Raw genomic sequence first — 18,149 nt, 5'->3', positions numbered from 1 at the left:
GCCGGGAATTCTCCGGGCGCCCCCCTTCGTCGTCTCAAGACCTCGGCGACCTCAGCTCGTCGCGTCCTCGCGGCGTACCGACAGCAGGTCCTCCAGCTGTTCCTCGCGGGCCTGGGCGGCCACGAACAGCAACTCGTCGCCCGCCTCCAGGGAGTCCTCCCGGGACGGGGTCAGGACGCGGGTGCCCCGGATGATCGTGACCAGCGAGGTGTCCTCGGGCCATTCGACGTCGCCGACCTGCGTACCGGCCAGGGCGGACTCCGGCGGCAGCGTCAGCTCCACGAGGTTGGCGTCGCCGTGGCTGAAGCGCAGCAGACGGACCAGGTCGCCGACGCTGACGGCCTCCTCGACGAGGGCCGACATCAGACGCGGGGTGGAGACGGCGACGTCCACGCCCCACGACTCGTTGAACAGCCACTCGTTCTTCGGGTTGTTGACGCGGGCAACGACCCGCGGGACGCCGTACTCGGTCTTCGCGAGGAGGGAGACGACCAGGTTCACCTTGTCGTCACCCGTGGCCGCGATGACCACGTTGCAGCGCTGGAGCGCGGCCTCGTCCAGGGAGGTGATCTCGCAGGCGTCGGCCAGCAGCCACTCCGCCTGCGGGACGCGCTCGACCGAGATGGCGGTCGGCGCCTTGTCGATCAGCAGGATCTCGTGACCGTTCTCCAAGAGCTCGCCCGCGATCGAGCGGCCCACGGCGCCGGCACCGGCAATGGCGACCCTCATCAGTGACCGGCCTCCTCTTCAGGGCCCTCGGCGAACGCCGCCTCGACCTTCTCGACGTCGTCCGTACGCATCATCACGTGCACCAGGTCGCCTTCCTGCAACACCGTCTGCGAGGACGGCAGCATCGCCTCGCCGAGCCGGGTGAGGAAGGCGACGCGGACGCCGGTCTCGTCCTGGAGCCGACTGATCTTGTGGCCCACCCAGGCGGCGGAGGCGTGCACCTCGGCGAGCTGCACCCCGCCGGTGGGGTCGCGCCACAGCGGCTCCGCGCCCGAGGGCAGGAGCCGGCGCAGCATCTGGTCGGCCGTCCAGCGGACGGTCGCGACGGTCGGAATGCCGAGGCGCTGGTAGACCTCGGCGCGGCGGGGGTCGTAGATACGGGCCGCGACGTTCTCGATGCCGAACATCTCGCGGGCCACCCGGGCGGCGATGATGTTCGAGTTGTCACCGCTGGAGACGGCGGCGAAGGCGCCGGCCTCCTCGATGCCGGCTTCGCGCAGCGTGTCCTGATCGAAGCCGACCCCGGTGACCCGGCGTCCGCCGAACCCGGAGCCCAGTCGTCGGAAGGCGGTGGGGTCCTGGTCGATCACGGCGACCGTGTGCCCCTGTTGCTCCAGGGTCTGGGCAAGAGCGGATCCCACTCTTCCGCAGCCCATGATGACGATGTGCACGACCGTCCTTCCGAAGTCAATGGTCACGGCTCAGGTGGAAAGGGTCTCAGACCGCCGCCCAAGCTACACACGCGCGGTGCGCGGAGGGCACCCCTGTGCACGTCGTCTGCGGTTTTCCCCGCTCAGCGGCGGCTGATGCTGCGCACGCTGACCAGTGTCAGGATTCCGAGGCCGACCAGTCCGGCGGCGGCGCCGATGAGCTCCGCGGTCGTGTGCATGGAACCTCCAGAAGCAGACAGGGACGGGGTTTTGTCATATAGGCATGCGGATCTTGTGGACTGCGGAATCCGCAGTGGAAAACGTCCGCGATTTCACTCGTAGAGCAGATGCCGGGTGGCGGGTGGGCGGCCGCCCGTTCGAACGCTTACGATCCTCTGCGTGTCCAAACTGACCGACGTGCCCAAACGGATCTTGATCGGGCGCGCACTGCGCAGTGACCGGCTCGGAGAGACTCTCCTGCCGAAGCGCATCGCACTCCCCGTCTTCGCCTCCGACCCGCTCTCCTCTGTGGCGTACGCACCCGGAGAAGTCCTCCTGGTCCTGTCCATCGCGGGTGTGTCGGCCTACCACTTCAGCCCGTGGATCGCGGTCGCCGTCGTGGTGCTCATGTTCACGGTCGTGGCGTCCTACCGCCAGAACGTGCACGCCTATCCCAGCGGCGGCGGCGACTACGAGGTGGCCAACACCAACCTCGGTCCCCGGGCGGGCCTCACCGTCGCCAGTGCGCTCCTCGTCGACTACGTCCTCACCGTCGCCGTCTCCATCTCCTCCGGCATCGAGAACCTCGGCTCCGCCGTCCCCTTCGTGGTCGAGCACAAGGTGTTCTGCGCGGTCGCCGTGATCGTGCTGCTGACGCTGATGAACCTGCGCGGGGTGAAGGAGTCCGGCAAGCTCTTCGCGATCCCGACGTACGTCTTCGTGGCGGGCGTCTTCATCATGGTCGCGTGGGGCGCGTTCCGCGGGCTCGTCCTGGACGACACCATGCGCGCGCCGACCGCCGGCTACCACATCAAGGCCGAGCACGAGGGCATCGCCGGCTTCGCCCTCGTCTTCCTGTTGCTGCGGGCCTTCTCCTCCGGCTGTGCCGCGCTCACCGGAGTCGAGGCGATCTCCAACGGTGTGCCGGCCTTCCGCAAGCCCAAGTCGAAGAACGCGGCGAGCACCCTCGCGGCGATGGGTCTGCTCGCCGTCACCATGTTCTGCGGGATCATCGCCCTGGCCATGGTCACCAAGGTCCGGATGGCCGAAAACCCGGCCGTCGACCTGCTGAACAACGGCGTCGCCGTCGGCTCCGACTATGTGCAGAACCCGGTGATCTCGCAGGTCGCCGAGGCCGTCTTCGGCAAGGACAGCTTCCTGTTCATCGTGCTCGCGGCGGCCACCGCGCTGGTCCTCTTCCTCGCCGCCAACACCGCGTACAACGGCTTCCCGCTGCTCGGCTCGATCCTCGCGCAGGACCGCTATCTGCCACGCCAGCTGCACACCCGCGGCGACCGCCTCGCCTTCTCGAACGGCATCGTGCTCCTCGCCGGCGCGGCCACGCTCCTCGTCGTCATCTACGGAGCCGACTCCACCCGGCTGATCCAGCTCTACATCGTCGGCGTCTTCGTCTCCTTCACGCTCAGCCAGACCGGCATGGTGCGGCACTGGAACCGCAACCTCGCCGCCGAGCGCGACCAGAACAAGCGCCGTCACATGGTCAGGTCCCGGGCGATCAACGCCTTCGGCGCCTTCTTCACCGGGCTCGTGCTGGTCGTCGTACTCGTCACCAAGTTCACGCACGGCGCCTGGGTCGCCCTGCTCGGCATGGTGATCTTCTACGCGACGATGAGCGCGATCCGCAAGCACTACGACCGGGTCGCCGAGGAGATCGCCGCTCCCGAGGGCCCCTCCGACGACAGTGTCCGCCCCTCCCGCGTCCACTCCGTCGTCCTGATCTCGAAGATCCACCGTCCGACCCTGCGCGCCCTGGCCTACGCCAAGCTGATGCGGTCCGACACCCTCGAGGCGCTCAGCGTCAACGTCGACCCCGCGGAGACGAAGACCCTGCGCGCGGAGTGGGAACGACGCGGTATCACCGTCCCGCTGAAGATCCTCGACTCGCCCTACCGCGAGATCACGCGCCCCGTCATCGAGTACGTGAAGGGGCTGCGCCGCGAGTCCCCGCGTGACGCGGTCTCGGTGATCATCCCCGAGTACGTGGTGGGCCACTGGTACGAGCACCTGCTGCACAACCAGAGCGCCCTGCGCCTCAAGGGCCGGCTGCTGTTCACGCCGGGCGTGATGGTCACCTCCGTGCCCTACCAGCTGGAGTCCTCCGAGGCCGCGAAGAAGCGGGCCCGCAGGCGCCAGGACTGGAACGCGCCGGGTGCGGTGCGCCGTGGTCCCGCCGAGCAGCGGACGAAGGAACCCACCAAGCCGAAGGGCTGACGGGCCGACCGGTCGGGGGCCTGACGAGTCCTCCGGGGCGGCCGGCCCGGAGGACTGGCGGGCTGACGGGCCGAGCTGTCCGAGGACCGGCGGGCCGACCTGTCCGGGGACCGGCGGGCTGCCGGGCCGACCGTTTCGCGGGACTGGCGGGCTGACGGCCTCGAAGGGTCGGCGGGCTCGTGGTGAGCGGCCGGGCGACGTCCACGTAGACTGGTGGGCTGTTGTCCGGCCGTTCCCCCTTTTCGCATCTGGAGTCACCCCGCCATGCAGGCAGAACCGAAGAAGTCACTGGTGGGGGAGGAGTACGAGGTCGAGATCGGCCCCGTCGCCCACGGCGGGCACTGCATCGCCCGTACGGCCGAGGGCCAGGTCCTCTTCGTCCGGCACACGCTGCCGGGCGAGCGGGTCCGCGCCCGGGTGACCGAGGGCGAGGAGGGCGCCCGTTTCCTGCGCGCCGACGCCGTCGAGATCCTCGACGCGTCCAAGGACCGCGTCGAGGCGCCCTGCCCGTACGCGGGCCCCGGCCGCTGCGGTGGCTGCGACTGGCAGCACGCCAAGCCGGGCGCCCAGCGGCGGCTCAAGGGTGAGGTCGTCGCCGAGCAGTTGCAGCGGCTGGCGGGCCTCACGCCCGAGGAGGCCGGCTGGGACGGCACGGTGATGCCCGCCGAGGGCGACAAGCTGCCGCCCGGCGAGGTGCCCTCGTGGCGCACCCGCGTGCAGTACGCGGTGGACCCGGACGGCAACGCCGGGCTGCGGCGCCACCGCTCGCACGAGGTCGAGCCGATCGAGCACTGCATGATCGCCGCGGACGGCGTGAGCGAGCTGGGGATCGAACAGCGCGACTGGTCCGGCATGGAGTCCGTCGAGGCCATCGCCGCGACGGGGTCGCAGGACCGCATGGTGATCCTGGAGCCCCGGCCCGGCGCCCGGCTGCCCCTCGTGGAGCTCGACCGGCCCGTCTCGGTGATGCGGGTCGAGGAGCACGACGGCGGCATCCACCGGGTGCACGGCCGCGCCTTCGTGCGCGAGCGCGCGGACGACCGGACCTACCGGGTCGGCAGCGGCGGTTTCTGGCAGGTCCACCCGAAGGCCGCGGACACCCTCGTCAAGGCCGTCATGCAGGGCCTGCTGCCGCGCAAGGGCGACATGGCGCTCGACCTGTACTGCGGCGTCGGGCTCTTCGCGGGCGCGCTCGCCGACCGCCTCGGCGACAAGGGCGCGGTCCTCGGCATCGAGTCCGGCAAGCGCGCGGTGGAGGACGCCCGGCACAACCTCGCCGGCTTCGAGCGGGTCCGCATCGAGCAGGGCAAGGTCGAGTCGGTCCTCCCGCGTACGGGCATCACCGAGGTCGACCTGATCGTCCTCGACCCGCCCCGCGCGGGCGCGGGCAAGAAGACGGTGGAGCACCTGGCGTCCCTGGGCGCCCGCAAGATCGCGTACGTGGCCTGCGACCCGGCGGCACTGGCCCGGGACCTGGCGTACTTCCGCGACGGCGGATACCGGGTGCGGACGCTGCGGGCGTTCGATCTGTTTCCCATGACGCACCACGTGGAGTGCGTGGCGATTCTGGAGCCGACCAAGAAGGACGCCTGACCTGCCGTTTAGCAGCGTTGGTGGGTCGCTCGACCTGTTTCCCTCCGTGCAGCGGGTCGGGCAGACGCACTGCTTGTTCAAACTCGCCTGACCTGCGGTTACAGGGTGTGGCGGGGTTCGTACGAATGATGTCGGCGACGCGCATTCATCATTCTTGACGCTCGAATGACGCTCGATTCGTGAGACTGAGGCAGGGTCGCGTTGCCCGGCCGACGAGGGGCGAGCGGGGCCGGCAGGTTGCCCGCGCTCGCGACGCGTCGGCGTGACTGCCGCCCACGTGGGACAGCCGACAGCCGGCTTACGCGAAGGGCACAAGCCGGTGATCGGTCATCACTTCCTCCGGCACCATCGGTGACGACGGAGCGCATGCCGGAGGAGTCTCATATCCGCTCCCGGGCCGTCCGGTCGCGGACGCCCAGGACGTCACCCGCACAAACTCGGTGCGACTCGGTGCGCGGCCCGTCCCGGGTGCTTTGATCCGCTTCAGCCGCCGATGGGCGTGACCCCTGAGGGAGCCGGGGCCAGTCGGTACCCGCCGTCCTCGCGTCGCACGTGTCCGGCGGTCGGCGGCGGGAAATGGCTTCCCAGCAGGAGAGTTGACGTACCGGCCAGTGAGCCGAGTACCTGGTTCCGGGTCCTGGCCGCGAGTTCGGGAGCGACGTCCACACAGCTGCAGAGCTCCGGATGCGCCATCTGGACCGGGTGGTGGATGCTGTCGCCGGTGACCAGTGCGGTCTCGCCACGGCTGCTCAGTTCCACCGCTACCTGCCCCGGTGTGTGGCCGGGGGTGGGCAGCAGACGGATGCCCGGCGCGACGTCCGTGCCCTCGTCCGCGACATCGATGAGGTCGAACAGACCTGCTTCCCGGACGGGATGGACCGAGTCCCGGAACATCTGCCGACGCGCCTCCTCCATGTCGACACCCGCCCAGTAGTCCCACTCGGTGCGTGAGGTGAGATAGCGCGCGTTCGGGAAGGTGGGCACCCAGGCGTCGCCCTCGGCACGCGTGTTCCACCCCACGTGGTCGGCGTGGAGGTGGGTCAGGACCACGACGTCAACGCTCTCTGGCGCGAAGCCCGCCGCCCGTAGCCGTGCTTCGTAGTCGCTGTTCAGGTTGTGCCAGGCGGGGTTGGAGCGCCGCTTCCCGTTCCCGATGCCGGTGTCCACCAGCACCCGCATGCCGTCCACCTCGACGGCGAAGCTGTGACTCGCCAGGCGCAGGACGCCTTGTTCGTCGGCGAACTCGGGGCTCAGCCAGGGAGTCCGGCTCACGAGGTCGGTGGTTGCCCCGGGCAGCAGCCACGGACCGGTCTGGGCGGGCAGGGCCACTTCGTCGATGCGTCGTACGGTGTGGTTGCCCACCGTCCAGGAAGAGGCGGGGGGAGTGGTGGACTTGGTCGTTTGCGATGAGGTGAACACGGCGACTTTCCTTACCTGTTATGGGTCGCGAGGACGGAGATGTCTGGAGCGGGGATGTCCCGAGAGACGGATGTGTAGTTGCTCGTTGCCGGGCGGGAGTGGGCGTCCTCAGACGGTGTCCGGCGCCGACTGCGCAGCGGCGCGGTCAGCGTCGCGACTGCGACGGTCGCCAGTACGGCCACGCAGCCGGCATAGGCCAGTGCTGCCGCACGCAGCCCGAAGCCGGCGGTGAGGGCGCCGGCGCCGATGGCGGGCAGACTCATCGCCAGGTAGCTGAGTACGTAATAGGAGGCGAGCGTGCCGCTCTTCTCCCGGGCCGGGACCGAGTCGACGACCGCGCGCAGCGCACCCTGGGAGACGGCTCCGAAGCCGAACCCGGCCAGCGCCGCCCCGGCGAAGAGAAGTACGGGGCCGGCGAGATAGAGGGCACCCAGGGTCAGGCCGGCCGCCGGAATCACCGCGCAGCTCCCGAGAAGAGCGGAGACGTCGGCACGCATCCTGCGCGTGAAGTACACCGTCGGGGCGGCGACGGCCGTCAGCGTGAAGAAGACCAGGCCGCCGGCGTATTCGGGTCCGTCGGGGGAGATGAGCCGTGTGAAGCCCGGTCCCAGGGACGAGTAGAAGCCGCCGAGTGCCCAGACGGCGACGACGCCGGCGCCGTTGAGCAGGAGAGCGTGGGCGGCCGCCGACGGCAGCGCCAGGTGGGGCCGCGTCGAGCGCAGTGCTCCGGGATGACGGCGGACGGTCTCGGACGTCGAGACAAGGGCGATGGCCTGCGCGGTGAACACGGCGATCAGGGCCGCGTACACCGTGATCGCCGGGACGGGGGCGAAGCGCACCATGAGGGTGGCTGCCAGGACGCCGGCCGCCATGCCCGTCACCGGCGCGATGCTGTTGGCCAGAGCGGGGCGACCCGGCCGGGCGGGGTCTTCCAGGTCGAGGAGAGCCGCACCTGCTGCGCTGGTCGCCGCGCCGGTCGCGATGCCCTGCAGCACGCGGGCGCCGATCAGGGTGGTCAGGCCGCCGGCCGTCGCGAACAGCGCCATGGAGGCGACCTGGACCGTGAGCGCGCCCAGGAGCACGGGGCGGCGTCCGACATGGTCGGAAAGGGTTCCGGTCGTCAGCAGTGCGATCAGGAGCGCCAGAGCGTAGGCGCTGAAGACCACGGTGATGTCGAGGGCCGACAACTGCCACTGAGCCTGGTAGTGGGGGTACAGCGGGGTCGGCGCGCTGGATGCGGCGAGCAGCGCGATCAGGATCGAGGCGTGCAATGCGAACGGCAGGCGTCCGGATGGGGAGGTGCAGGAAGGCGCGAGGCCCGCGGGGACGCTCTGCATGAGGGTCCTTCCCGTGCTAAAAGCGAATCGTTTGCTTTAGTTGACTGTAGGGCCTACGGTGACTTAAAGCAAACGATTCGCTTTTACGTTGGTCGGAGGTCCTGTACCAGCCCCGGCCCGTCACGCCGCACAGATCCGGAAGGAAGCCATGACCAGCGAACTCACTCCCCAAGAGGCAGCCCGAGGGGCGCTGCGGGCGGGGCTCCCCCTCGGGGACGGCCGACATGAGGAAGTGGCCATGACGGCCAACCACATCCACTCCGTGATCAGCACGTTGCGCGAGCTCGATTTCGGCGAGACCCCTCCCGCGTCCTCCTACCGAGCCGGACAGGGGGACGCCGATGCAACCGTTTGAGCTGTCGCTGACCGAAGCCTCCCGTGCGGTGCGCGCACGGGAGCTGTCCCCCGTCGAACTCACCGAATCGGTGCTCGCCCGTATAGCTGCCGTCGAAGGACGGCTGGGCGCCTACGTCACCGTCGCCGCCGACGCGGCCCTGGCCGCAGCGGTCCGCGCCGAACGGGAGATCTCCGGAAGCGGACCGCGCGGGCCGCTGCACGGGATCCCCATGGCGCTCAAGGATCTGATCGACGCAGAGGGGGTACCCACCACGGCGAGTTCGCACGTCCGGACAGGGCACGTGGCGGAACGCGACAGTCGAGTGGCCGAACGGCTCGGCATTGCCGGGGCCGTCCTCCTGGGCAAGACGCACACGCACGAGTTCGCCTACGGCCTGACCACTCCGCAGACGAACAACGCCTGGGATCACAGCCGGATCGCGGGTGGGTCGAGCGGCGGCTCGGCGGTAGCTGTCGCCGCCGGCGGGGCGACGTTCGCCATGGGCACGGACACGGGCGGTTCCATCCGGGTCCCCGCGGCCCTGAACGGCGTGGTGGGCCTCAAGCCGACCTACGGCCTGGTCCCACGCACAGGCGTGACCTCGCTGTCCTGGTCCCTGGACCACGTGGGCCCTCTCACCCGCACCGTCCAGGACGTCGCGCTGGTGCTGTCGGCGACCGCCGGCCACGACCCGCGGGACCCGGCGAGCGTGTCCGGCCCCATGCTGGACCGCTTCCCGGGAGGCGACCTGCGAGGACTGAAGGTCGGCGTACCGCGGAACCACTACTTCGACCGGGTCACGCCCGAGGTCGAGGAGTCCGTGCGCGGCGCGATCGAGCGGCTGGCGGAGCTGGGGGCGGAGCTCGTCGACGTCGAGATCCCGATGGCGCGTTACATCCAGGCCGTTCAGTGGGGGCTGATGGTTCCCGAGGCCACCGCGTACCACGAGCGGTCACTGCGGGCCACCCCCGACCTGTACGCGGCGGACGTTCGCATCCTGCTGGAGGCCGGCGAACTCACCTCTGCGGGCGACTACCTCCGCGCCCAGCGGGCCCGCACCATGATGCGAGACGCCTGGGCTCGCATGTTCGACGGAATCGACGTCCTCGCCGCGCCGACGGTGCCGATGACCGCCGCCGAGGCGGGGCAGAAAGCCGTCGAGTGGGCCGATGGCACGACCGAGGCCGTGTCGGACAGCTATGTCCGCCTCTGTGCCCCCGCCAACATCACCGGCGTCCCGGCCCTCACCCTGCCGGTCGGTCACGACCGCGCCGGACTGCCGATCGGTATGCAGCTGATGGCGCGCCCCTTCCACGACGCGACCGTGCTCCGTGTGGGCCGGGTCTACGAGGAGTCGGTGGCCGGCGCGGGGCGGCTTGCTCCCCTCGCTGTCTGAGGGGAAGGCGGACGTTCCAGCCGGCATGCGGTTGCGTCGCCGCAGGGGCGTCCGCCGTGCTCGGGGCCGCCCGGATCGTAGCCCTGCGGGTCGCCGACGCCGGCCACCGCCTAGAAGCAACAAATTCGCATTAAAGTGGACCGCATGAGTCCCAAGCCCATGGTCCGCCCCGGCGGGCGCAGCGCACGCGTACAGGAGTCCGTCCATGCGGCGGTACGTGAACTCGTAGGGGAGGTGGGCCGCGACGCGCTCACGGTCCCGATGGTGGCCACTCGGGCGGGCGTGACCCCCTCCACGATCTACCGTCGTTGGGGCGACCTGCAGGAACTCCTGTCCGACGTGGCCGTCGAACGACTGCGCCCGGAAACGGAGCCGGCCGATCTCGGAAGCGTGCGGGCCGATCTCGACGCGTGGGCGGAACAGTTCCTCGACGAGATGGCCTCGCCGCCCGGGCGTGCCTACATCCGGGACGCCCTGCTCGGTGACCCCGACGGAACCAATGCCGGTCAGTGTTCGGCGTATGCCGCGGAGCAGATCGACGTCGTGTTGGCCCGTGCGGTGCAGCGGGGGGAGCCGGTGCCCGAGACGGAACTGCTGATCGACCGGGTCGTGGCGCCGATCATGTACCGCATCCTCTTCCGCCCTGGTCGACTGGACGCCGCATACGCGCGCGAGCTCGTGACGAACGCCGTGGACGCCCTGCAGATCGAGGCCGGCACTCGCCCCACCCAGGCCGCCGCACCGCGGCGCTCGAAGAAACCCGACAGCTGACCACTTCGCTCATCGGGCGGTCTGGCCACTGGGCTGTGGAGGCCAAGGGGCTGGCTGTACTGGCAGGGATCCTGAAATCCCCGGCAATGACCGACCAGGACGTAGCCCTGGGGTGTGACGCCCGTTTGACGCTCCGTGCGCACGAAGGACCCTTCAGCGGAGCAGAAAATGACCCCTGACCTGGTGTTGTACGAGATCCATCCTGTCGGGACATCGTTCCGATGACGTCGCACGTGGAGTGCGTCGCGATCCTCGAACCTGCGGGTAAGGGGTCCTGAGCTGCGCTTTCGTTGTCCGGGTGGGTTGCTCGACCTGTTTCCCTCCGTGCAGCGCTTCGAGCGGATGGATCGATCTTTGTACCTCGCTGACCTGCGGATTCGTGAGCGAGGTGCCTGCATCGGCGACGTCTTCAGGGGGTCGTTCGGAGATTCTTGACGCTTGGATGACGCTCGAAGCGGAAGTCTCTGCTGCGCCGCCGCAGGCGGTGCGAGTGACCATCCCGGCCCCACGTTCCTTGGGGGGCGGGAACGCGGCTCGACCGTGCCGTCTTGATACCGGTCAGGTATCATCTCTGTATGGCGATGACACTCCGACTCCCCGACGACCTTGACGCGAAGCTCACCGAGCGGGCTCGTCGGGAGGGCCGCAGCAAGCAGGAACTTGCCATCGAGGCCATCCGCGACGCCCAGAACCGGGCCGAGCTGAAGGTCGACGACGTCCTGGCCGAGCTGATGGACAGCGATGCGGAGATTCTGGACTACCTGAAGTGACGGACGTGCGCTACATCCAGCTCGACGAGATCCTGGCCATTGCTCGCACGGTCAACGGTACCGAGCACAGTGTGCGTGACATGGGACTTTTGGTGTCGGCGATCGAGCGACCCCGGACGAACGTGTTCGGAGCCGAGCTGTATCCCACGCTGCACGAGAAGGCGGCGGCACTGCTGCATTCCGTTGCCCGCAATCATGCGCTGATCGACGGTAACAAGCGCACCGCCTGGCTCGCCATGCGTGTCTTCCTGCGGTTCAACGGCGTCAGCGCCAGTACCGTGCCGCCGCCCGTCTCCGTTGCCGGCCCATTCGTCGAGGAAGTCGCGCAGGACAACGTCGATGTACCGGTCATTGCCAAGCGTCTGTCGGCCTGGTTCCCCATTTCCTGACGTTCGACGTCGTGTCCCGTGATTGTTCTTCAGGTATGCCGAGACGTACCAGGTAGCGGAGGCGACGGTGCTTCTACGCGGCTTGGAGGAGGTTGTGCAGGCGGGCGACACCGGGCATGGCGTGATGGACGCCGGCACCTTTGAGCCTGCAGTCGCGCAGGATCTTCCACGTCGGAGAACGCCCTGCGTACGTCCCGACCACCCGGCCGACATGATCGCCGCCGGCGAGTCCCAGGGCACCGAGTTCAAGGCCAGCGCCCGCTGGAACGTGCACACCCGGCAGGCCGACAAGTCGCTAAGGCACAACATCGTCAAGGCCGTCTGCGGCTTCTTACGCCACCAAGCAACTCCACGGCGATGACCTCCTGCGCCACCAGGAGGAACATTGGGGATGAGCGTCCCTGTGGCCAGCCCTCCGACCAGAGCATTCAAGGATCTGCGGTCATGGCTCGATTGCACACCGACGCCAGCCGAAAGCCCTGCGGGAGACTGGGTCCCGGTTGAGATGGACGGCCGTCACCCGTGCGGCACTGCACTGAATGGGTCTCAGGAACGGAGGCCAACGCATACCTCGGCCGTGACGCTCGTTTGACGCTCTGAGCGTTCAAAGGGACGTTCGGTGGAGTGACACTTGCCCGCTGACCTGCGGTGACGTCACGGAGTCCCAGTTCCGACATCTTTCCGATGACGTCGCACGTGGAGTGTGTGGGCAATTCTCGAGCCTGCCGAGAAAGGCCTCTGACCTGCGGTTTTCCCGGGCTTTCAAGTGCGGCAAGGTGTGCTCGATCTGTTTCCCGAAGCGCACGACGTTGAGCGCCTCTTCGGCTCACGGAGGCTGTCCGACCTGGCTCGAAGTCGTCAGCGAAGGATCCCCGGGACCTAGTCTCCGACGTGTCACGCGATCCGGAAGGAGCCAGGAAAGCAGTGGTCGACGAGCGAGTTGTCATTGTGACCGGTGGAGGTTCAGGCATCGGAGAGGCCACGGCCCGGCTGCTCCGCGAAGGGGGGCACCATGTGGTCGTCTCCGGTCGGCGGAGCGAGCCCTTGCGGCGCCTCGAGCGGGAGATCGGCGTACTCGCGCATCCGTCCGACGCCGGTGATCCGGAGGCCGCCGACGGTCTCGTCCGAGCCGCGCTGGCTGCCCATGGACGGATCGACGGGGTGGTGCTCAACGCGGGCATCGGCCGGGGCGGTACCGTCGGCGACCTGTCGCTGGACGACTGGGACGTGGTGATGCGCACCAATGTCACCGGCCCTCTGCTGCTCCTGCGCGCGGCGATCCCGCACTTGCTGGAGTCGAGCGGAGCGGTGGTCGCCGTTGCTTCGGTCTCCGCCCTGCGCAACGGCACGAGCAACGTCCCGTACGCCACGTCCAAGGCTGCCCTGCTCCAGCTGTGCCGTTCCGTCGCCGTCGACTACGGGCGCCAGGGAGTACGAGCCAACATCGTGTGCCCGAGCTGGGTGCGCAGCGAGATGGCCGACCGTCGCATGACGCGCTTCGCCGAGGAGGCGGACTTGGGAGGAGACGGCGCCCGGGCCGCCTACGAGGAGGTGACCAGGCTGCTGCCACTGGGGCGACCGGGCGAGCCGCGTGAGATCGCGGAGGCCGTCGCCTGGCTCTTGTCGCCGGCGGCGTCGTACGTGAACGGTGCCGTTCTCACTGTCGATGGCGGCGCGACGGCCCTGGACCCCGGGACGCTGGCCTTCGACTTCCACGTCGCGCCACGCGGCAGCGAGGTCCCCGACACTCCATGACCACCACCGCCCGGCCGCGGCGGCCCGCTCCGGACCCGTCGCTCGCGGCGGATCAGGGCCGCCGGCCGGAGCGGGCCGGTCGTGAACGGGCAGCGCGTCCACCATGGACGGCCACATCGGGGCGATCCCGAGCGGTGTCCCCGGACTGCCGTGCACCACGCCGGGCAGGGTCCGGAGCCGGACGGCGGGGTGCCCGCGAGCTTGGCGCGCCGGGCCTGGTCGAGCGCCCCGTCGAGTGCGGCTGTGGCGAGCCGGTCGTCCCGTAGCCCTGTCTGCCGGGCGTGCCGGTGCGCCTCCTCCTGTGCGCCGGGCCGGACGTACTGCTGGAGATCGAGGAGCGCGGCGTACGTCTCGCGGGCGCGGTGACTGCTGTGGCGCTCCAGATCGAGGACGAGGACGAGGGGCGGTGGATCGTCAACTGCCTGAACGCTCTTCAGGCGTTCGACCACGAGGACACCCAATTGCGCCTTGAACCGCTGTTGCGCCGGTGCGTGGCGCTCTGCATGTAGGGCGTGCGTGCGATGGGGAAACGGCGCGGTGCGGAGAAGGGCGCGAGGTATGGAACGAGCGAACGCCCCCGCCGGCGGCGGGGGCGCATGGGTCAGCCGTCCGACGGGTGGATCACTTCGACGCCCTGCGCCCGCAGCTCCTCGACCACCGGTGAGCTCTCCGGCGCGTCCGTGACGATGAGGTCGATCTGCTCCATGGGGCAGATCCGCCCCAGTGCCGCCCGGCCTAGCTTGTCGGCGGTCGCCACCAGGATGACCCGTTGGGCGGAGGCCACCGCAGCCCGCTTCACCTGTACGTCGTCGAGGTTGTATGCGGTGGCGCCCTGGACCGGGTCGACGCCGCAGCAGCCCAGGATGAACGTGTCGAAGCACAGATCACGGAACGTCTGGACCGGGGTGTGGCCATAGAAGGAGAGTTCTTCGGGGCGCACCTGACCGCCGGGGAGCAGGAGCTGGATGCCCGGATGTGCGGAGAGGGCGAAGGCGGCGTGCAAGGAGAGGGGGGTGACGGTGAACTGGCGGTCGCCCATCGCCTTGGCGATGGCCACGGCGGTGGTCCCGGTGTCCAGGGCGATGGTCTCGCCGTCGGTGAGCAGTTCCAGCACCGCGTTCGCGAGCCGCTCCTTCGCCAGCGCGCCCGACATGGCGCGGATCGCGTAGGGAGGTTCGACGCCACCGGGGAGGTTGCTCACGGCGCCGCCGCGCACCCTGCGCAGGGCGCCGCGTGACTCCAGTACCTCCAGGTCCCGGCGGATCGTCATCTCGGACGCGCCGGTGGCCAGGGCCAGCTCCGCGACGGTCGCGCGGTTCTCCTTCATGAGCAGCGCGACCACGAACTTGTGTCTGTCCATCACGTTCATACGTCTGCTTCTAGCACAGAAAAGCAGCACTGAGAGCCGGAGTGCACATGGTAGGTGTTGAAACGAACATTTTCCGTGAGTAGTATGCAAAATTGAGTGTGAGTTTCGCACCGTAATGAACGTTAATAATGTTCATTAGTTGACGGACGATGAGGAGAGCGATGTCCGCCACCAGTGAGGCCGACCCGTCCAAGACGGCGAGGCGCCTGCTCACCACCGTCGCCATCGTCGCCTCGTGCGTGGCGTTCGTGGTGATCGGTGCCCTGCAGGCGCTGTACGGCCCTGCCATCCCGGCGCTGCGCGAGGAGTTCGGCATCAGCCCCGCCGTTGCCGGGCTCAGCCTCAGCGCCCACTTCATCGGGGCCCTCCTGGGGGTGCTGGTCTATCACGTCATGAGGGGCCGACTGGACAACCGCACGCTGCTCGGTGGCTCGTACGTGCTCATGGCCGCAGGCGCAGCGCTCTTCGCGTTCTCGCCCAGCTGGATCCTGGCACTCACCGGCACCTTCGTCATCGGGCTGGGCTTCGGCGGCATCGACTACGGCCTCAACCAGCTCTTCGCCATCGGGTTCGGGCGCCGCAGCACCGCCATGCTGAACCTGCTCAACGGCCACTTCGGTGTGGGCGCGATCGCCGGTCCCGCTCTGATCGGCTGGCTCGGCGCGGACAGCTATCCGGAGATCTTCGTCGGCCTCGGCATCGTCTGCCTGCTCATCCTGCTCACCCTGGGGGGCGTCACCGCCCGGGAGCCGGAGGCGGCCGTCACCGAGGGCGAAGAGGCCCGCGGAGCACGCGTCCTGCCGGTCATCGCCGCGTTCATCGGCATCTACGTCCTGCACGTGGCCATCGAGACCGGTGTCGGTGGCTGGGAGCCCACCCACCTGGAGGCCGTCGGTTACGGCGCCGCCACCGCCGCCACCGCGACCTCCGCGTACTGGGCCGCCATGACCATCGGCCGCTTCGTCATCGTCCCCCTGAGCCTTCGCTGGTCCGCGCCGTCGATCCTGACGGTCTGCTGCGCCGGCATGGCCGTCTTCCTCGTGCTCGCGACCGTTCCCCACCTCGCCCCTTACGCCTACTTCGGCGTCGGGCTGATGATCGCGCCCATCTTCCCCACTTGCTTGCCCTGGTTGAACCGGGCCGTACCGAGCGTCGCCGCGGCCGGGGCCTACGTGATCGCCGCCTCCATGATCGGCGGGGTGGCCTTCCCGCCGCTCCTGGGCGGGGTGATCGACACCATGGACGTGCGGGCGGCCCCACTGGTGCTGTTCGGTCTCGCCCTCATCTGCGTGGGGCTCAGCCTGTGGCTGCGGAAGCACGCCCCCGACCCCGATGGCGCGGCGGCCTCCCGCCCCGAAGCCCTCCCGGACGTTGTCCCGTCCCAAGGAATCCAAGGATGAAAGCCGTACTCCTCGATATATGTTCGGTGCCCTCGCGCGCAGCGCGCCGTGGAGCTGCTCGACACCCTCGCGGGCGGCGGCAGGCGCGGGCGATGGCGTGCACCTCCCCCGCGTCAAGTAGGTTCGGCGTCAGGCAATTCTCCACTCCCGCGGTCACGGTTCCCCATGGGGACGACGGTCGCGCGAGGGCTACGTACCACCTCCCCCTGTCAGCCGTCTGCGGCGACTTCAGGGCAGGGCATGCTCATGTAGAGGGCGCGTTCCCCCGATGAGATCGTGCCGTCGTAGAGCGTCGTGTCCAGTCCGCAGAAGGTGAATCCCATGCGCTGGTAGGCGTGGATCGCCGGCGCGTTGATGTTGCTGACTTCCAGCCAGATGTGCCTGGCACCGCGCTCACGGGCGAACTCGACAGCCTGGCCCACCAGGGCCCGGCCGACGCCCTGACCCCGATGGGCCGGAGCGACCTCGATGTCCTCGATGGCCAGCCGCCGGTTCCACGGAACATAGGAGACGACGGCGAAGCCCGCCAGACCGTCAGGGCCGACGGCGACGAAAGTACGGCTGTTCGGCTCCTCCTCGTCTGCAGGGCCGTCGTCGGCGTCTTCTGCCGGGAAGACTTTGTGGATGGGCGGGTCCACTGGGATCTCCTGGAGGGCGAATCCGTCTTGGCTGACGGTCACGCGGAAGATGGTGCGGGTGGTGAAGGATCCGTTGAGTGTCTCGATGGCCCGGGTGTCCTCAGGCCGGGCAGTGCGGAACTCGTAGTCCATGTCGTCAACGGTCGTCATGGCATGAACCTACGATCAGTTTGGCCGGCATGGGTCGGGTTTCGGGGCGGCCTGGTAACCGGGCGGTCCGGGACAGGCCGCTGTGACCACCGAGCCCGCGAAAGACCCGCTGAGGCTTAGGGCGATGCCGTCGGGGCAGTGGGCGGACTTGCCGGGCTACGCGGTCTCAAAGCGTCGGTGGGGACCCCGGCGCGGGAGCCCGTTCTGCGGTGGCCGGCGGTCCGGCCGGGGCGAGGCCCACAAGTGCCACGTACCCGCCGAGCAGGGCCGCCGCGTCGAGCATGGACACACCGCGGGCTGTGAGCCGTCGCCGCCAGTCGTCCAGGGCGGCGGACAGCGCCTCGGTGCCGCCGGCCGTGCGGATCTGCCGGACCACCGTACGGATGTGCTCCAACGGGTAGCCCCCGCGTCTGAGGAGATGGGTCAGCTCGGCGTCGCGTACGTCCGTGGCGCCGAACGAGCGGTGGGCGGTGACCGGTTCCCGGGCGGGGGTGAGGATGCCCACCGCTTCCCAGTTCCGCAGGGTCGCCGCGGTCACCCCCAGACGGCGCGCGAGTTCGCCGATGCTGAGCGGCTCGCTGCCGGCGGACAGGTGCTCGGCGGACGGGTGCTCAGCGGGGCCGGGGCTGGAGGTGAGGTGCTCCACCGCCCGCCCCACCGCGTCCAGCGTGCTCCGGTCGCGCAGCAGTTGGGCGTGACCGCGGTCGACGGCCGTCAGCGCGGCGTCGAGGTCACCGGTGTTGAGCGACCGCATGATCTCTCCGCCCGTGGCGTACCCGTACGCCTGGACGAGCGCCAGATAGGCGCGCAGGGCCGCCGCGTGGGCCTCGGTGTAGGAGCGGTAGCCGGACGGGGTGCGCCGGGCGAGCGGGATGAACCCCTCCCGCTCGTAGTTGCGGACCGCCTGGGTGGAGATGCCGTGCTCACGGGCCAGGTCGAACGGACGCAGGTACTTCACGGTTTGAGACTTTATCCTGAGCGATCCGCGTACGGTC

Annotated in this window: 17 protein-coding genes and 1 pseudogene; 10 read left to right on the top strand and 8 right to left on the bottom strand. The window is 69.3% G+C overall.

What is annotated here, in order from left to right; all coding sequences use genetic code 11:
* Window positions 1-51: 51 nt before the first annotated feature.
* Window positions 52-729 carry a potassium channel family protein gene (locus AC0ZLC_RS02115; protein ID WP_358853058.1) on the bottom strand — a complete coding sequence of 226 codons (678 nt, stop codon included), beginning with the start codon at window positions 727-729 and terminating at the stop codon, window positions 52-54.
* Window positions 729-1,400, bottom strand: a complete 672-nt coding sequence (locus tag AC0ZLC_RS02110; protein WP_355783312.1) for a potassium channel family protein — start codon at window positions 1,398-1,400, stop codon at window positions 729-731. Before AC0ZLC_RS02110 ends, AC0ZLC_RS02115 begins: the two co-directional genes overlap by 1 nt.
* Before the next feature lie 378 nt (window positions 1,401-1,778).
* Here AC0ZLC_RS02110 and AC0ZLC_RS02105 point away from each other — a divergent pair, with 378 nt between their 5' ends.
* Together AC0ZLC_RS02105 and AC0ZLC_RS02100 are read left to right on the top strand one after the other, a co-directional pair.
* Window positions 1,779-3,830, top strand: coding sequence for an APC family permease (locus AC0ZLC_RS02105; protein ID WP_476750096.1), 2,052 nt, complete (start codon window positions 1,779-1,781; stop codon window positions 3,828-3,830).
* 264 nt (window positions 3,831-4,094) lie between these two features.
* Complete coding sequence (locus AC0ZLC_RS02100; RefSeq protein ID WP_476750095.1) at window positions 4,095-5,423, top strand: class I SAM-dependent RNA methyltransferase; 1,329 nt, start codon at window positions 4,095-4,097, stop codon at window positions 5,421-5,423.
* Window positions 5,424-5,906: 483 nt separating this feature from the next.
* Here AC0ZLC_RS02100 and AC0ZLC_RS02095 read toward each other — a convergent pair whose 3' ends face one another.
* Window positions 5,907-6,842, bottom strand: coding sequence for an MBL fold metallo-hydrolase (locus AC0ZLC_RS02095; protein ID WP_383877273.1), 936 nt, complete (start codon window positions 6,840-6,842; stop codon window positions 5,907-5,909).
* Between the two features lie 11 nt (window positions 6,843-6,853).
* Complete coding sequence (locus tag AC0ZLC_RS02090; protein WP_476750094.1) at window positions 6,854-8,179, bottom strand: MFS transporter; 1,326 nt, start codon at window positions 8,177-8,179, stop codon at window positions 6,854-6,856.
* A 148-nt stretch (window positions 8,180-8,327) separates the two neighbouring features.
* Between AC0ZLC_RS02090 and AC0ZLC_RS02085 the strand changes: the two genes are divergently transcribed.
* From AC0ZLC_RS02085 to AC0ZLC_RS02065, 5 genes are all read left to right on the top strand, one after another.
* Window positions 8,328-8,534 (top strand): hypothetical protein, encoded by a 207-nt coding sequence (locus AC0ZLC_RS02085; RefSeq protein ID WP_476750093.1) that lies wholly within the window; start codon window positions 8,328-8,330, stop codon window positions 8,532-8,534.
* Complete coding sequence (locus tag AC0ZLC_RS02080; protein WP_476750092.1) at window positions 8,521-9,912, top strand: amidase; 1,392 nt, start codon at window positions 8,521-8,523, stop codon at window positions 9,910-9,912. The genes AC0ZLC_RS02085 and AC0ZLC_RS02080 overlap by 14 nt, the downstream gene beginning before the upstream one ends.
* 144 nt (window positions 9,913-10,056) lie before the next feature.
* A complete protein-coding gene (locus AC0ZLC_RS02075; RefSeq protein ID WP_476750091.1) occupies window positions 10,057-10,683 on the top strand; it encodes a TetR/AcrR family transcriptional regulator in 627 nt (208 codons plus the stop codon).
* Window positions 10,684-11,258: 575 nt separating this feature from the next.
* A complete protein-coding gene (locus AC0ZLC_RS02070; RefSeq protein WP_037672007.1) occupies window positions 11,259-11,453 on the top strand; it encodes a ribbon-helix-helix protein, CopG family in 195 nt (64 codons plus the stop codon).
* Window positions 11,450-11,842 carry a type II toxin-antitoxin system death-on-curing family toxin gene (locus tag AC0ZLC_RS02065; protein WP_476750090.1) on the top strand — a complete coding sequence of 131 codons (393 nt, stop codon included), beginning with the start codon at window positions 11,450-11,452 and terminating at the stop codon, window positions 11,840-11,842. The genes AC0ZLC_RS02070 and AC0ZLC_RS02065 overlap by 4 nt, the downstream gene beginning before the upstream one ends.
* A gap of 73 nt (window positions 11,843-11,915) precedes the next feature.
* Here the strand turns inward: AC0ZLC_RS02065 and AC0ZLC_RS02060 are convergent.
* A pseudogene (locus AC0ZLC_RS02060) lies at window positions 11,916-12,023 on the bottom strand (IS5/IS1182 family transposase); the annotation flags it as partial.
* 743 nt (window positions 12,024-12,766) lie between these two features.
* Between AC0ZLC_RS02060 and AC0ZLC_RS02055 the strand changes: the two are divergent.
* Window positions 12,767-13,597 (top strand): SDR family NAD(P)-dependent oxidoreductase, encoded by an 831-nt coding sequence (locus AC0ZLC_RS02055; RefSeq protein ID WP_476750089.1) that lies wholly within the window; start codon window positions 12,767-12,769, stop codon window positions 13,595-13,597.
* A gap of 281 nt (window positions 13,598-13,878) precedes the next feature.
* Complete coding sequence (locus AC0ZLC_RS02050; protein WP_476750088.1) at window positions 13,879-14,106, top strand: hypothetical protein; 228 nt, start codon at window positions 13,879-13,881, stop codon at window positions 14,104-14,106.
* Between the two features lie 92 nt (window positions 14,107-14,198).
* Here AC0ZLC_RS02050 and AC0ZLC_RS02045 read toward each other — a convergent pair whose 3' ends face one another.
* On the bottom strand, window positions 14,199-14,966 hold the full coding sequence (locus AC0ZLC_RS02045) for a DeoR/GlpR family DNA-binding transcription regulator (protein WP_476750087.1): 768 nt from the start codon (window positions 14,964-14,966) through the stop codon (window positions 14,199-14,201).
* A gap of 161 nt (window positions 14,967-15,127) precedes the next feature.
* On the opposite strand from AC0ZLC_RS02045, the gene AC0ZLC_RS02040 reads away from it, so the two are divergent.
* Entirely contained in the window at window positions 15,128-16,366 is a 1,239-nt protein-coding gene (locus AC0ZLC_RS02040; RefSeq protein WP_476750086.1) for an MFS transporter, read from the top strand.
* A gap of 209 nt (window positions 16,367-16,575) precedes the next feature.
* On the opposite strand, the gene AC0ZLC_RS02035 is transcribed toward AC0ZLC_RS02040, so the two are convergent.
* Window positions 16,576-17,154, bottom strand: a complete 579-nt coding sequence (locus AC0ZLC_RS02035) for a GNAT family N-acetyltransferase (RefSeq protein WP_476750085.1) — start codon at window positions 17,152-17,154, stop codon at window positions 16,576-16,578.
* A 166-nt stretch (window positions 17,155-17,320) separates the two neighbouring features.
* On the bottom strand, window positions 17,321-18,112 hold the full coding sequence (locus tag AC0ZLC_RS02030) for a TioE family transcriptional regulator (protein ID WP_476750084.1): 792 nt from the start codon (window positions 18,110-18,112) through the stop codon (window positions 17,321-17,323).
* Between the last annotated feature and the right edge of the window lie 37 nt (window positions 18,113-18,149).

This window comes from Streptomyces sp. GLSS-08 (assembly GCF_056387915.1).
This window is presented reverse-complemented; position numbering and strand designations above follow the sequence as displayed.

What these genes read in the sequence shown, in the direction of transcription:
- AC0ZLC_RS02070 (WP_037672007.1), top strand. Translation starts at nt 11,259, where the DNA reads ATGGCGATGACACTCCGACTCCCCGACGACCTTGACGCGAAGCTCACC.
- AC0ZLC_RS02080 (WP_476750092.1), top strand. Translation starts at nt 8,521, where the DNA reads ATGCAACCGTTTGAGCTGTCGCTGACCGAAGCCTCCCGTGCGGTGCGC.
- AC0ZLC_RS02085 (WP_476750093.1), top strand. Translation starts at nt 8,328, where the DNA reads ATGACCAGCGAACTCACTCCCCAAGAGGCAGCCCGAGGGGCGCTGCGG.
- AC0ZLC_RS02035 (WP_476750085.1), bottom strand. Translation starts at nt 17,154, where the DNA reads ATGACGACCGTTGACGACATGGACTACGAGTTCCGCACTGCCCGGCCT.
- AC0ZLC_RS02115 (WP_358853058.1), bottom strand. Translation starts at nt 729, where the DNA reads ATGAGGGTCGCCATTGCCGGTGCCGGCGCCGTGGGCCGCTCGATCGCG.
- AC0ZLC_RS02100 (WP_476750095.1), top strand. Translation starts at nt 4,095, where the DNA reads ATGCAGGCAGAACCGAAGAAGTCACTGGTGGGGGAGGAGTACGAGGTC.
- AC0ZLC_RS02075 (WP_476750091.1), top strand. Translation starts at nt 10,057, where the DNA reads ATGAGTCCCAAGCCCATGGTCCGCCCCGGCGGGCGCAGCGCACGCGTA.
- AC0ZLC_RS02090 (WP_476750094.1), bottom strand. Translation starts at nt 8,179, where the DNA reads ATGCAGAGCGTCCCCGCGGGCCTCGCGCCTTCCTGCACCTCCCCATCC.
- AC0ZLC_RS02045 (WP_476750087.1), bottom strand. Translation starts at nt 14,966, where the DNA reads ATGAACGTGATGGACAGACACAAGTTCGTGGTCGCGCTGCTCATGAAG.
- AC0ZLC_RS02040 (WP_476750086.1), top strand. Translation starts at nt 15,128, where the DNA reads ATGTCCGCCACCAGTGAGGCCGACCCGTCCAAGACGGCGAGGCGCCTG.